Below are 13,947 nucleotides of genomic sequence, written 5' to 3'. Positions count from 1 at the left end.
CGAACCGGCGCAGGCACGTCCGGCACGAGCCGGACGCACCTGCCCGCCAATCCGCGACCCTTTCGATCGGCGTACGGTCGATGCGTGTCGCCTGCACGGGAGGTTCATTCCTGATGGCACCCTCGACGATCGAGCGATGGCGCGCCTACCTGCTGATCGCCGCACTGGCCGGCATGTTCATCCAGTGTTTCGTGCTGGTTTCGCTGCTTGCATGGCGCATACCCGAAGCATTTTTCACCACGATGACGTTTCGCATCTGGATCGTCGTGGCGGTCGCCACCGCGATCCTGTCGGCCCGTAAGCTTGCCGGCGCGGCGTTCAAGGCCGCGATGGCATGCGGTTGCGTGCGCGTAACCGGAATCGATCGCCGCACGGTAGTTGTGTCATCTGATTGCGCGTACCGTCGGTTGGTCGTCCTTCATATCCGGCTCAACGGGAACCGATACGGCGGCGTGCACGGGTGAGCCCGCGTGCGCGCCGCCGTTCCCGGGCGTCGCGGTCTTACGGGTCACCACTGGGGAGAAGCATGGTTTTGCTGCATGTGCTGCGTGCGCTGGCCGAGGCAATGTCGTTCGTCTGCGGGCTGGGCGTGGTGCTGGGCATTGCGTACACGCTCACGGCCAGCGTGCTGGTCGGCCGGTTCTTTTCGCGGGCGGCGGCGGAGCCGCGCACGTTTCCGGGCGTCACCGTCGCGAAGCCGCTGCACGGCGACGAATGGGATCTCGTACAGCATCTCGAAAGCTTCTTCGCGCAGAATTATCCAGGGCCGGTCCAGCACCTGTTCGGCGTGCACGATGCGAACGACGCCGCACTGGCGGCCGTCGAGACGTTGCGCGCACACTACCCGGATGCGAACATCAAGGTCGTGGCCGATGCACGGCTGTACGGGCCGAACCGCAAGATCGCCAATCTCGTGAACATGCTCGAACACGCGGAGCATTCGGTGCTCTGCCTTGCCGACAGCGACGTGGTGGTCGAGCGCGATTATCTGCGCGCCGTCGTCGGCGCGCTACAGCAGCCGGATGTCGGCATCGTGACGAGCGTCTATCGCGGCGTCGCGTCGCCGGGATTCTGGCCCGGAGTCGCCGTCGCGATGACGAACTACCATTTCCTGCCGGGCGTGATCACCGGGCTCTTCATCGGGCGTGCGCGGCCGTGCTTCGGGCAGACGATTGCGATCACGCGCGAGACGCTCGAACGCATCGGCGGGCTGACGCGTTTCGCGCATCACCTCGCGGAAGATCACGCACTCGGCGAAGCGGTGCGGCAAGCGGGCGCGCAGGTCGTCATTCCGCCGTTCGTGGTCGGGCACGCCTGTGTCGAAGAGACCTTCGCCCGGCTGTACGCGCACGAATTGCGCTGGAGCTGCACGATCCGCGCGGCGGACCGGCTCGGTCATGCGGGGTCGGTGCTGATGCACCCGCTGCCGCTCGCGCTGCTGGCGCTGCTGTTCTCCGGTGGCGCGGCCGTCGCGTGCGCGCTGACGGTCGCGGCGCTGGCGGCGCGCACACTCCTGATGCTGCGAACGAGCCGTGCAACCGGCGCCGGCCTGCGCGGCGCAGGCTGGCTGCCGTTCGTCGACCTGCTGCAATTCCTGATCTTCGTATCGAGCTTCTTCTCGTCGCATGTCGTGTGGCGCGGCACGCGCTTTCGCGTCGACCGCGAAGGCCTGCTGTCGCCGGCGGGTGAATCGTGACGACCGGGACGAACACCGACGCCGCCCCCGCGGACCGGGGCGCCACGCGCGGCGACGCACGGCTTCGCCATGCGGGGCGCGCGGCGGCGCTCGGCGGACTGGCGCTCGCCGTGTGGCTGATCTGGCGCGAACATCCGCTGGATATCCTGCATCGCCTGCAGATCGCCGGCGCCGGCCTGCTGGTCGCCGCGCTCGCGCACATCCTGCCGATGCTCGCGAACGCGTGGGACTGGCGGATGCTGATCCGCGGCCCGCGCCGGCCGTCGTTCATGACGATGCTGAAGGTCGTGTGGATCCGCGAATCGATCAACGGATTGCTGCCGGTGGCGCGCATCGGCGGCGAGATCGTGTCGTTCGGCATGCTGCGGCAGGCCGGCGTGCGCCCGGCGACCGCCGTGGCCAGCCTCGTCGCCGACATGCAGCTGACGCTGATCAGCCAGTTGATCTTCGCGCTGGTCGCGATCGGCTACGTGCTCGAACACGTGTCGTCCGATGCCGCGCGGGTGGCCGCGCACCTCGCGATCGGCATGGCCGCGCTGGTGCCGGTGCTGCTGCTGTTCGCGCTGGTGCAGCATGCGCGGCCGTTCGAGCGCGCCATGCGCGTGCTCAACCGCGTCACGAGCGGCAAGGTGGTCGCGCTGGTCGGCGAATCGGCGCGGACCGATCAGTCGATCCGGTTGATCTGGAGAAAGACGGGGGTCGTCGTGCGCTACCTGGGGATCTGGCAGACGCTGCAGTTCATGGGCTATGCGCTGGAAATCTGGCTGGCGCTGTATTTTCTCGGTGCCGATCCTACCTTTTCGCAGGCGCTCGCGATCGAGGCGCTGATCCAGCTCGTGAGCAGCATCGCGTTCCTGATGCCGGGCGGCCTGGGCGTGCAGGAGGGCGGGTTCGTGCTGATCGGCGGGCTGCTCGGGTTCGACCCGCCGACCTGCCTCGCGCTGGCCGGCGCCCGCCGCGTGCGCGACCTGCTGTTCTATCTGCCGGGCCTGCTCGCATGGCAGTGGGCGGCCGGGGCGTCGAACCGGCCGGGCGGCACGAAGCCCGCGTCGCTGCCCATCGGGAAATCCGCCCGGCCGCGTTGACGCAACCGTGCGCGACGCGGCGCGCGATTCAGCGCCGTTCGTCGGCGATATGGCTGCGGATCACGTCGGCGAACGACGTATCGCCCTTCAGCCCGAGCGCTTCCGCACGCGACGTGTCCCAGCGGCCCGGCCAGCTGCCGACGATCTTCTCGACACGCTCGTCGGGCGCATGGCGGATCAACTTCACGACGTCGTCGCCGGCGACTTCGCGCAGCGCTTCGATCATCTCGTCGACCGAAACAGACAGGCCCGGCAGGTTGATCACGCGCTTGTTGCCGAGCTTCGCGCTATCGATCTCGCAACCGGCGACGAGCGCTTCGATCGCGCCGCGCGGCGACAGCACCCACAGCCGCGTCGAACCGGGCACCGGGCACACGCTTTCCTCGCCGTTCAGCGGCTCGCGGATGATGCCGCTCGCGAACGACGAGGCGGCGGCGTTCGGGCGGCCCGGCCGCACGCTGATCGTCGGCAGCCGCAGCACGCGGCCGTCGACGAAGCCGCGCCGCGCGTAGTCGCACAGCAGCAGCTCGGCGATCGCCTTCTCGGCGCCGTAAGACGATTGCGGGTTCAGCGCGGTGTCGTCCTGCACGACGTCGGGCAGCGCGCCACCATACACCGCGACGGAGCTCGTGAACACGACGCGCGGCTGGTGGCCGCGTGCACGGCACACTTCGAGCAGCGTGCGCGACGCGTCGAGGTTGATCCGCATGCCGAGATCGAAATCGGCTTCGGCCTGCCCGCTGACGATCGCCGCGAGGTGGAAGATCGCGCCCGTCTGCGTGTCGATCGCGCTTTCGAGCACCGTGCGATCGGCGATGTCGCCGACGATCGACGTCACGCGTGCATCGCCGAAGTCGCTGCCCTTGACGACGTCGAGCAGCACCAGCTCGTCGATCCTGCCGGTCCGGCCGTCGGGGCCGGTCAGTTCACCGCGCTCGAGCAGCTTGCGCGCGAGACGCTGGCCCAGAAAACCGGCGCCGCCGGTGATCAGTACTTTCATGTTCGTTGCCCTCTGAGGAATGCTTTGAATTACAGGTACGGCTTCAGCCAGCCGAGGCCTTCCGGCGTGCCGGCCTTCGGGCGGTACTCGCAGCCGATCCAGCCGTCGTAGCCGAGCGTGTCGATCAGCGCGAACAGGTACGGGTAGTTGAGTTCGCCGATGTCCGGCTCGTGGCGCTCGGGCACGCCGGCGATCTGGATGTGGCCGATGCCCGCGAAATCGCGCTTCAGTTTCATCGCGAGATCGCCTTCGACGATCTGGCAGTGGTAGCAGTCGAACTGCACCTTCAGGTTCGGCGCGCCGACTTCCGCGCAGATCGCTTGCGCGTCGTCCTGGCGGCTCAGGAAATAGCCGGGCATGTCGCGCTGGTTGATCGGCTCGATCAGGATCGTGATGCCGTGCGCGGCGGCGGCCTGGGCCGCATGGCGCAGGTTCGCGACGTAGGTGTCGCGATGGCGCGCACGGTCGGCGCCCGGCGCGACCATGCCGGCCATCACGTGCAGCTTCCTGTTGCCGAGCACGCGTGCATAGTCGAGCGCCTGGTCGATGCCGCGGCGGAACTCGTCCTCGCGGCCCGGCAGCGACGCGATGCCGCGTTCGCCCGCGGCCCAGTCGCCCGGCGGCGCGTTGAACAGCGCCTGTTCGAGGTTGTGCGCGTCGAGGCGCGCGCGGATGTCCTCGGCGGCGAAGTCGTACGGGAACAGGTACTCGACGGCCTTGAAGCCATCGTACGAGGCAGCGGCGAAGCGGTCGAGGAACGCATGCTCGGTGTACATCATCGAGAGGTTGGCGGCGAAGCGTGGCATGGCAGCGGGTCCTGTGAACGAGTGGGGCGGGGCGTCGTGCACCCCGCGTCGAATGAAGGCGGCCGGATCAGCGGTTCACGAGTTTCGCGGGCGTGAGCCACACGGCGATCGCACCGATCACGAGCATCGCGGCCAGCACGTACATGCCGGATGCGGTGCTGTGCGTGGCGTCCTTCAGGTAGCCGATCACGTACGGGCTCGCGAAACCGGCGAGGTTGCCGACCGAGTTGATGATCGCGATCCCGGCCGCGGCCGCGGAGCCCGCGAGGAACGCGGTCGGCAGCGACCAGAACAGCGGTGCGCAGGTCAGCACGCCGCCTGCCGCGAGCGACAGGAACACGATCGACACCGCCGTATTGTGCGAGTACGACGCGGCGACCGCAAACCCGACCGCGCCCATCAGCGCCGGCACGATCAGGTGCCAGCGGCGTTCGCGGCGCTTGTCCGCGCTGTGGCCGAACAGGTTCATCACGACGATCGCGACGACGAACGGGATCGCCGACAGCAGGCCGATCTGAAGCGTATCGGTGATGCCGGTCGATTTCACGAGCGTCGGCATCCAGAACGTGAGGCCGTACTGGCCCGTGACGAACGCGAAGTAGATCAGCGACATCCACCACATGCGCGGGTCCGAGAACACGGCCTTCAGCGAGTGGCCGTCCTTCTGCTGTTCCTGCGGCTGCGCGGCGATCTCGTCCTCGAGGAGCTGCTTCTCGCGCTCGTCGAGCCATTTCGCGCTGCGAATGCTGTTGTCGAGATACAGGATCGTCGCGATGCCGACCAGCACGGCCGGCACGGCTTCGATCATGAACATCCATTGCCAGCCGTGGAAGCCCGAGCCGCCGTGGAAGCGCTCCATGATCCAGCCCGACAGCGGGTTGCCGAAGATGCCCGACACGGGGATCGCGGACATGAACACCGCGATGATCTTCGCGCGGCGATGCGACGGGAACCAGTACGTGAGGTACAGGATCACGCCGGGATAGAAGCCGGCTTCCGCGAGGCCGAGCAGGAAGCGCAGCACGTAGAACTGCGTCGGCGTCTTCACGAACGCGAACAGCGCGGACAGCAGGCCCCACGTGATCATGATCCGCGCGATCCAGATGCGCGCGCCGATGCGGTGCATCAGCAGGTTGCTCGGCAGTTCGAACAGGAAGTAGCCGAGGAAGAAGATGCCCGCGCCGAGCCCGAACACGGTTTCGCTGAACGCGAGGTCCTGCGACATCTGCAGCTTGGCGAAGCCGACGTTCACGCGGTCGAGGTAGGCGACCACGTAGCAGAGCATCAGGAACGGCACGATGCGCCAGAACACTTTCTTGTAGGTGCGGTCGAGTTCGGCCGCACGGGCGGGCGCGGCGGGCGAGCGGCTTGCGGCCGCGTCGAGAGCAGTCATCGTCGTCTCCAATGATGTTATGTGCCGGTGGCGCGTACGCCGCCGGATCGTGTGTGTGCTGACGGAAGGGCCCGCGCACACGGCGGACAGGGAATCGGTTTGCAGTCCTGCATGAAGCATGCCGCACGATTCGTGCGATGTGCGCCGGGCTACCAGCGCGCGCCGAAGGTCCGGCGCAGTTCGTCGAGCGCGGCGTCGGGCAGCGGCTCGGGCTTCGGCTGCGTCATCAGCCACAGCCGTGCCGTTTCCTCGAGCTCTTCGAGCGCATACGACGCCTGCGATACCGACGGCCCCCACATCACGGGGCCGAGGCGGTCGAGCAGCACGCCGCGCACCTGGTCGGCCAGCGCCGCGACTTCGGCCGCGACGGCCGGGTCGCCGGGGCGGCGGTAGCGGATCAGCGGAATGTGGCCGACCTTCATCACGTAGTACGGCGTGATCGGCGGCAGCACGTCGGTGTCGCGCCACACGCCCGCGAGCGTCAGCGCGACGAGGTGCGTCGAATGCGTGTGGACGATGCCGTTCGCTTCCGCGTTGCGTGCATAGATGCCGCGATGCAGCGTGAGCGTCTTCGACGGCTTGCCGCCCGATACGGGCTGACCGTCCGCGCCGACCTTCGCGATGTCGTTCGGGTCGAGCCGGCCGAGGCAGGCGTCGGTCGGCGTGATCAGCCAGCCGTCGTTCAGGCGCGCGCTGATGTTGCCGGCACTGCCGACCGCATGGCCGCGCGCATACAGGCTCGCGCCGACCACGCAGATTTCTTCGCGCAGTTTCGCTTCGTCGCTCATCGTGCGGCTCCGTCCAGCGCGCGCAGCGCCTTGTCGAAAAAGTCCGTGGTGCCGAAGTTGCCGGATTTCAGCGCGAGGCCGAGCGGCTGCGCGTCGATGGTGGCCGTGGCCGGCACGCCCGGATCGATTTGCGCGCCGATCTGCAGCGCCTTCACGTCGAGCGCCTGCACGACCGCGCCGGACGTTTCGCCGCCCGCGACGACGAACTTGCGCACGCCGAGTTCGCGCAGGCCGCGTGCGATCGCCGCGAGCGTGCTTTCGACGAGATGGCCGGCCGCTTCGACGCCGAGCGTTTGCTGCACGGCCTTCACTTCGTCGGGCGTCGCGGTCGCGTAGATCAGCACGGGTTGCGGCAGGTGCGAGCGCGCGAAGGCGAGCGCCTGGTCGACGACGGGTTCGCCGCGCGCCGCCGCGAGCGGATCGATGCGGAAGCTCGGCCGCGTCGCGCGCCACGTGGCGACCTGTGCGTTGGTGGCCTTCGACGCGCTGCCGGCGAGCACGGCCGACAGCCCGTCGATGCGCGGCAGCGCCGCCGCGTCGTCGCGCTCGGGCAGTTGCTCCGCGCGGCGGAAATTCGCCGGCAGGCCGAGCGCGATGCCCGAGCCGCCGGTGACGAGCGGCAGGCCCGCGCACGCTTCGCCGAGCACGTAGAGGTCGCGGTCCGACAGCGCGTCGGCGATCGCGAAGCGCGCGCCTTCCGCGCGCAGCTGTTCGATCCGCGTACGGACGGCGGCCGCGCCGAGCGCGATCGTGTCGTAGCGGATCAGGCCGACCGCCGACTTCGTCTGCCGCTGCAGCACGCGCACGAGGTTCGCGTCCTTCATCGGCGTGAGCGGGTGGTGCTCCATGCCCGATTCGTTCAGCAGCACGTCGCCGACGAACAGGTGGCCGCGATAGATCGTGCGGCCGTTCTCGGGGAATGCCGGGCACGCGATCGTGAAGCCGCCGCCGGCCGCGTCGAGCAGCGCGTCGGCCACCGGCCCGATGTTGCCCGCGTCGGTCGAGTCGAACGTCGAGCAGTACTTGAAGAAGAACTGGCGACAGCCTTGCGCGCGCAGCCATTCGTACGCGGCGAGCGATTGCGCGACGGCGTCGGCCGCGGGGATCGTGCGCGACTTCAGCGCGACGACGATCGCGTCGGCATCGGCTGCCGTGTCGAGCGCGGCGCCGTCGGCGGGCACGCCGATCGTCTGCACGGTGCGCATGCCGCTCTTGACGAGCATGTTCGCGAGATCGGTCGCGCCGGTGAAATCGTCGGCGATGCAGCCGAGCAGGGGACGGAAAGCGGAAGCGGTCATGGCAGGAACGTCGTTCGAATCAGCGGGCGGGCGGCAGCGTGATGCCGGGGAAAGTCTTGATCACGGCGGAATCGTCTTCGCCGCCGTGGCCGGCGCTCGACGCGCTCATGAACATCTGGTGCGCGGTAGCCGACAGCGGCAGCGGGAACTTGCTGCGGCGCGCGGTATCGAGCACGAGGCCGAGATCCTTCACGAAGATGTCGACGGCCGACAGCGGCGTGTAGTCGCCGTTCAGGATGTGCGGCACGCGGTTCTCGAACATCCACGAGTTGCCGGCGCTGTGCGTGATCACGTCGTACAGCGCGTCGGCGTCCACGCCTTCGCGCAGGCCCAGCGCCATGGCTTCGGCCGCCGCCGCGATGTGCACGCCGGCCAGCAGCTGGTTGATGATCTTCACTTTCGAGCCGATGCCGTGCGCGTCGCCGAGGCGGTACACCTTGCCGGCGATCGCGGCGAGCACGTCTTCGCAGCCCGCATAGGCCGCGGCCGGGCCCGACGTCATCATCGTCATCTCGCCGGAGGCCGCTCGCGCGGCGCCGCCGGACACGGGCGCGTCGAGCATCTGCAGGCCGGCGGCCTCGATGCGGGCGCCGAGCGCGACCGCGAATTCGGGCGCGACGGTCGCGCTCGCGATCACGACGCCGCCCGGCTTCATCGCGGCGACCGCGCCGTGTTCGCCGAACAGCACCGTTTCCGTTTGCGCGGCATTGACGACGAGCGTGACGACGACGTCGCACTGCGCGCCGAGTTCGGCCGGCGTCGCGCAGGCCACGCCGCCTTCGGCGGCGAACGCCTGCAGCACGGTATCGCGCACGTCGCATGCATGGACGCGCAGGCCGGCGCGCAGCAGCGAGCGGGCGACGCCGAGGCCCATCGCGCCGAGGCCGATGACTCCAACATTTCGTGACATGGTCAACCTTGATCGATTCGGGAGAGGTTCTGGATAACGGCGGCGGGCGCCGCCGGCTTCAGCAGATGCCGGCTTCCGCGAGACGGCGGGCCGCGTTGTACATATGCGAGCGTGCCGCGTTGCGGGCGGCCATCGGGTCGCGTGCGCGGATCGCGTCGGCGATCGCCGCGTGCTCCTCGCGCACCTGCCGCGAGAAATCCTCGCGCGTCGCTTCGTTGCTGCGCGTCACCTTCACGCCGGCTTCGAGGTACTGGTTCAGGAACTGCAGCGTCTTCAGGAAATACGGGTTGCCGGTGACGGCCGCGATCGTGCGGTGGAATGCGACGTCTTCCGCGACGCCGTCGCGCCCTTCGGCCACCGCATCGTCGATCTTGCGCAGCGCGTCGTCGATGTCGGCCATGTCGTCGGCGGTGTGGTGCAGCGCGGCTTCGGCCGCGACTTCAGCCTCGATCGCACGGCGCACCGCGAGCAGGTGCGGCAGCGAGCTCGCCTCGACGGCTTCCGCGTAGTCGATCCGCAGCGGCCGGATCGCGCCGTGCTGGTTCACGAACACGCCGCTGCCCTGGCGCGGCTCGACCACGCCTTCGTTCTTCAGCCGCGAGATCGCCTCGCGGATCACGGTGCGGCTCACGCCGAATTCCTGCGCGAGCACGGCTTCCGTCGGCAGCTTGCCGGTGGCCGAGAAACTGCCGACTTCGATCTGCTTGAGCAGTTGCTGCGCGACATGGTCGCTCATCGCACGGGCGGGGATTTTCTCGAACATGATGTTCAGGTTTGTAAGGTGATGTGGTCATCATACAAATTTGAATGAGCATCAGCATCCGGGATAACCCTCGATTTACTGTGGACAACGTCGGCGAAATTGAATGAAACCGGTTCCAAAAGCGCCGAAACCGGCGCGAACGTGTGTCGTTCTACGATCGATCGGGAAAGGGGCGCGTGCCCGCGGCCGTCAGTCGGCGATGTCCTCGACGGGGTCGGCCGTCGCCAGTTCGCCGGCCTCGGCGACGTCACCGCCACGCTCGCGATAGGTCGCCGGCGGCACGCCGAACTGCTTGCGGAATTCGCGCCCGAGGTGCGATGCGTCGGCGAATCCGCAGCTCGACGCAATGTCGGCCACCGTGCGGTCCGAACTCGTCAGCAGCCACGCGGCCGTGCGCAGCCGCACCTGCTTCGCGAACGCCTGCGGGCTCTTGCCCGTCTCGGCCTTGAACAGCCGCTCGAGCTGCCGCGTCGACAGGTCGAGCTTGCACGCGAGCTCCTCGAGCGGCAGCGCGCGCCCCACGTGCTGTTCCATCAGAAGAATCGCGCGCTTGACCTTCGGGTGCGTCGCCGGCTCGAGGCCTGGCGGATGCGGCTGCGGCGCATTGCCTTTCTGCATCTCGCCGACGAGCAGGATGCGCAGCGCCTTTTGCACCGTGGCGTGATCGAAATGGCGCAGCAGGATCGCGGCGGCGACGTCGATCGACGCGCGGCCGCCCGAGCAGGTGATTCGGCGCCGGTCGATCACGAACAGCCGGTCGGCGATCAGCAGGTCGGGATCGGCTGACGGAAAGCGCTCGATGAAATCCCAGTAGTGGAACCAGCTCACGCAGGTGCGGTAGCCGTCGAGCACGCCGGCGCGCATCAGCGTGAACACGCCGGTGCAGATGCCGACGACCGTTGCGCCGCCCGCCGCCGCGCGGCGGATGAAGTCGAGCGTTTCCGGCCCGGCCTGCGGCCCCGAATGCAGCAGCCCGCCGACCACCACCACATAGTCGAACGGCTCGGCCGCGTCGAACGTCTCCCACGGCGTGATCTGGATCCCGCAGCTCGCGCGCACCGGCGCGAGCGTCTCGCCGATCACGCTCCAGGCGCAGCGCACGGGCTTGCTGTAGTCGCCGTCGTCGGCCGACAGCCGCAGCATGTCGACGAAGCCGGAGAACGCCGTCAGCGTGAAGTTCGGCAGCAGCACGATGCCGAAGCGGATGCGCCGAGGCGCGGGTTCAGCGAGGGGGGAAGCGGGTACGTCGGGTGTCATCGCGGCCAATCTCGTCACGCCGGGCAGGCGGTCTCACTCGTTTCACACTGTTTGCGGGTTGCGGCTGCCGGAGGCGGCGCGGATGAAGCCAGCGTCGCCGATCGGCCCAGGCCGGACTTGTGGTTTTCCGTCGCGAACCATCGCCAAAACGCACTTTCGGGCCGGCCGGCACGGTGCTTGGCGGCGGTATCCCACGCCGATGCCGTTTTTGTTCTATCGGCCGATTTTACGCTTTGATGTACTGGTGCCCAACGTCATTCCACGCATGTCACCCTGAGGAAGCCAGATGAACGTCAGCGCGTTCGACCTGTTCAAGATCGGCATCGGCCCGTCCAGTTCGCATACGGTCGGCCCGATGATCGCCGCGTGCCGCTTCGCGTCGCACGTGGAGGACGCGAACCTGCTCGGCTTCGTGCGCCGCGTGCGGGTCGAGCTGTACGGCTCGCTCGGCGCGACCGGCAAGGGCCACGGCACCGACAAGGCCGTGCTGCTCGGCCTCGAGGGCCACCTGCCCGACACGATCGATCCCGACCTGATCGAGCCGCGCCTCGCCGCGATCCGCGCGGAAAAGTCGCTGTCGCTGCTCGGCAAGCAGACGGTGCGCTTCGAGGAAAAGGAGCACATCGGCTTCTTTCGCAAGCTGATGAGCGGCACGAGCATCGTGCACCCGAACGGGATGCGCTTCCAGGCGTTCGACGAGCATGGCCAGCTGCTCGTCGAGAAAGAGTATTACTCGGTCGGCGGCGGCTTCGTCGTGAACCGCGACGGCGATCGCGTGAACGGCGTGCGCGCGGCGGTCGAGGTGCCGTACCCGTTCCGCACCGGCGACGACCTGATGCGCCAGTGCCGCGAGCACGGGCTGTCGATCGCCGAACTGATGATGCGCAACGAATGCGCGCTGCGCGCCGCCGACGAAGTGCGCGCCGGGCTGCTCGCGATCTGGCGCACGATGGCCGCCTGCGTCGAGCGCGGCTGCAAGGTCGAGGGCGACCTGCCGGGACCGATGCGCGTGAAGCGCCGCGCGGCCGAAATGAATCGCCACCTGCGCGCCCGTTCGGAAGAATCGCTGCGCGACCCGCTGTCGATGCTCGACTGGGTCAACCTGTATGCGATGGCCGTGAACGAGGAGAACGCTGCCGGCGGCCGCGTGGTCACCGCGCCGACCAACGGCGCGGCCGGCGTGATTCCCGCGGTGCTGCACTACTACGTGAAGTTCGTGCCGGGCTCGAACGAAGCCGGCATCGTCGAATTCCTGCTGACGGCCGCGGCGATCGGGATCATCTACAAGGAAACGGCGTCGATCTCCGGCGCGGAAGTCGGTTGCCAGGGCGAAGTGGGCGTCGCGTGCTCGATGGCCGCCGCCGCGCTCGCCGCCGTGATGGGCGGCACGCCCGACCAGGTCGAGAACGCGGCCGAGATCGGCATGGAGCACAACCTCGGGATGACCTGCGATCCCGTAGGCGGGCTCGTGCAGATCCCGTGCATCGAGCGCAACGCGATGGGCGCGATCAAGGCGCTGAACGCGTCGCGCATGGCGCTCAAGGGCAACGGCCAGCACTACGTGTCGCTCGATTCCGTGATCAAGACGATGCGCGAAACCGGCGCCGACATGAAGACGAAATACAAGGAAACGTCGCGCGGCGGTCTCGCCGTGAACGTCATCGAATGCTAACGAAGGACCACAACATGAGCCGCTACTCGATATTCAGCCTGTTCCGCAACGGTCTCTCGTATCACGAGAACTGGGAAAAGCAGTGGAAGAGCCCGGAGCCGAAGAAGGAATACGACGTCGTGATCGTCGGCGGCGGCGGCCACGGCCTCGCGACCGCGTACTACCTCGCGAAGGAACACGGCATCACGAACGTCGCGATCCTCGAGAAGGGCTGGATCGGCGGCGGCAACACCGCGCGCAACACGACGATCGTGCGCTCGAACTATCTGTGGGACGAATCGGCCGCGCTGTACGAGAAGGCGATGAAGCTGTGGGAAGGGCTGTCGCAGGACCTGAACTACAACGTGATGTTCAGCCAGCGCGGCGTGATGAACCTGGCCCACACGCTGCAGGACGTGCGCGACACCGAGCGCCGCGTGAACGCGAACCGGCTGAACGGCGTCGACGCCGAATTCCTGACGCCCGCGCAGATCAAGGAAATCGAGCCGACGATCAACCTGAACAGCCGCTACCCGGTGCTCGGCGCATCGATCCAGCGCCGTGCGGGCGTCGCGCGTCACGATGCGGTGGCGTGGGGCTTCGCGCGCGGCGCGGACCGCGCCGGCGTCGACATCATCCAGAACTGCCAGGTGACGGGCATCCGTCGTGAAGGCGGCGCGGTGGTCGGCGTCGATACGGTGAAGGGCTTCATCAAGGCGAAGAAGGTCGCGGTGGTCGCGGCCGGCAACACGACGACGCTCGCCGACATGGCCGGCGTGCGCTTGCCGATCGAAAGCCACCCGCTGCAGGCGCTGGTGTCCGAGCCGATCAAGCCGGTCGTCAACTCGGTGATCATGTCGAACGCGGTGCACGCGTACATCAGCCAGTCCGACAAGGGCGACCTCGTGATCGGCGCGGGCATCGACCAGTACACGGGCTTCGGCCAGCGCGGCAGCTTCCACATCATCGAAAGCACGCTGCAGGCGATCGTCGAGATGTTCCCGGTGTTCTCGCGCGTGCGGATGAACCGCCAGTGGGGCGGCATCGTCGACGTGTCGCCGGATGCATGCCCGATCATCACCAAGACCGACGTGAAGGGCCTCTATTTCAACTGCGGCTGGGGTACCGGCGGCTTCAAGGCGACGCCGGGCTCGGGCTGGGTGTTCGCGCACACGATCGCGCGTGACGAACCGCATCCGCTGAACGCGCCGTTCGCGCTCGACCGCTTCTACACGGGCCACCTGATCGACGAGCACGGCGCAGCCGCCGTCGCGCACTAACCGCACTGAAGGAGAAAGAA

13 protein-coding genes are annotated in these 13,947 nt (G+C 68.1%); 5 read left to right on the top strand and 8 right to left on the bottom strand.

The window, feature by feature from the left end; all coding sequences use genetic code 11:
* Positions 1-113 precede the first annotated feature (113 nt).
* The 3 genes from DIE03_RS33620 to DIE03_RS33610 all read left to right on the top strand — a co-directional run bounded on the left by DIE03_RS33620 (position 114) and on the right by DIE03_RS33610 (position 2,781).
* The gene (locus tag DIE03_RS33620) at positions 114-464 is read left to right on the top strand and encodes a hypothetical protein (protein WP_124456456.1); all 351 of its coding nucleotides are present in this window, start codon (positions 114-116) and stop codon (positions 462-464) included.
* A gap of 62 nt (positions 465-526) precedes the next feature.
* The gene (gene hpnI / locus DIE03_RS33615) at positions 527-1,696 is read left to right on the top strand and encodes a bacteriohopanetetrol glucosamine biosynthesis glycosyltransferase HpnI (protein WP_124456455.1); all 1,170 of its coding nucleotides are present in this window, start codon (positions 527-529) and stop codon (positions 1,694-1,696) included.
* Positions 1,693-2,781, top strand: a complete 1,089-nt coding sequence (locus tag DIE03_RS33610) for a lysylphosphatidylglycerol synthase domain-containing protein (RefSeq protein WP_124456454.1) — start codon at positions 1,693-1,695, stop codon at positions 2,779-2,781. Before hpnI ends, DIE03_RS33610 begins: the two co-directional genes overlap by 4 nt.
* A 28-nt stretch (positions 2,782-2,809) precedes the next feature.
* On the opposite strand, the gene denD is transcribed toward DIE03_RS33610, so the two are convergent.
* The 8 genes from denD to DIE03_RS33570 form a co-directional block, all read right to left on the bottom strand.
* Positions 2,810-3,781, bottom strand: coding sequence for a D-erythronate dehydrogenase (gene denD / locus DIE03_RS33605; protein WP_124456453.1), 972 nt, complete (start codon positions 3,779-3,781; stop codon positions 2,810-2,812).
* 29 nt (positions 3,782-3,810) lie between these two features.
* Positions 3,811-4,587 (bottom strand): 2-oxo-tetronate isomerase, encoded by a 777-nt coding sequence (gene otnI / locus DIE03_RS33600; protein WP_124456452.1) that lies wholly within the window; start codon positions 4,585-4,587, stop codon positions 3,811-3,813.
* 67 nt (positions 4,588-4,654) lie between these two features.
* Positions 4,655-5,980 carry an MFS transporter gene (locus DIE03_RS33595; protein WP_124456451.1) on the bottom strand — a complete coding sequence of 442 codons (1,326 nt, stop codon included), beginning with the start codon at positions 5,978-5,980 and terminating at the stop codon, positions 4,655-4,657.
* 149 nt (positions 5,981-6,129) lie between these two features.
* Positions 6,130-6,768 carry an aldolase gene (locus tag DIE03_RS33590; RefSeq protein WP_124456450.1) on the bottom strand — a complete coding sequence of 213 codons (639 nt, stop codon included), beginning with the start codon at positions 6,766-6,768 and terminating at the stop codon, positions 6,130-6,132.
* A complete protein-coding gene (gene otnK / locus DIE03_RS33585) occupies positions 6,765-8,066 on the bottom strand; it encodes a 3-oxo-tetronate kinase (RefSeq protein ID WP_124456449.1) in 1,302 nt (433 codons plus the stop codon). Before otnK ends, DIE03_RS33590 begins: the two co-directional genes overlap by 4 nt.
* A 19-nt stretch (positions 8,067-8,085) precedes the next feature.
* Positions 8,086-8,982: an L-threonate dehydrogenase gene (gene ltnD, locus DIE03_RS33580; RefSeq protein WP_338420000.1), complete on the bottom strand. Its 897-nt coding sequence runs from the start codon at positions 8,980-8,982 to the stop codon at positions 8,086-8,088.
* A 52-nt stretch (positions 8,983-9,034) separates the two neighbouring features.
* Positions 9,035-9,739, bottom strand: a complete 705-nt coding sequence (locus DIE03_RS33575) for a FadR/GntR family transcriptional regulator (protein ID WP_124456448.1) — start codon at positions 9,737-9,739, stop codon at positions 9,035-9,037.
* A 189-nt stretch (positions 9,740-9,928) separates the two neighbouring features.
* The gene (locus tag DIE03_RS33570; protein WP_124456447.1) at positions 9,929-10,996 is read right to left on the bottom strand and encodes a GlxA family transcriptional regulator; all 1,068 of its coding nucleotides are present in this window, start codon (positions 10,994-10,996) and stop codon (positions 9,929-9,931) included.
* Positions 10,997-11,282: 286 nt separating this feature from the next.
* Between DIE03_RS33570 and DIE03_RS33565 the strand changes: the two genes are divergently transcribed.
* Entirely contained in the window at positions 11,283-12,668 is a 1,386-nt protein-coding gene (locus tag DIE03_RS33565; protein WP_124456446.1) for an L-serine ammonia-lyase, read from the top strand.
* A 14-nt stretch (positions 12,669-12,682) separates the two neighbouring features.
* Positions 12,683-13,927: a sarcosine oxidase subunit beta family protein gene (locus DIE03_RS33560; protein ID WP_006480591.1), complete on the top strand. Its 1,245-nt coding sequence runs from the start codon at positions 12,683-12,685 to the stop codon at positions 13,925-13,927.
* Positions 13,928-13,947: the final 20 nt, after the last annotated feature.

Source organism: Burkholderia sp. Bp8992 (assembly GCF_003853705.1).
In the GTDB taxonomy this organism is placed as follows: Bacteria; Pseudomonadota; Gammaproteobacteria; order Burkholderiales; family Burkholderiaceae; genus Burkholderia.
Note: the sequence above shows the minus strand (reverse complement) of the source record. Positions and strands in the feature narration are given on the sequence as shown.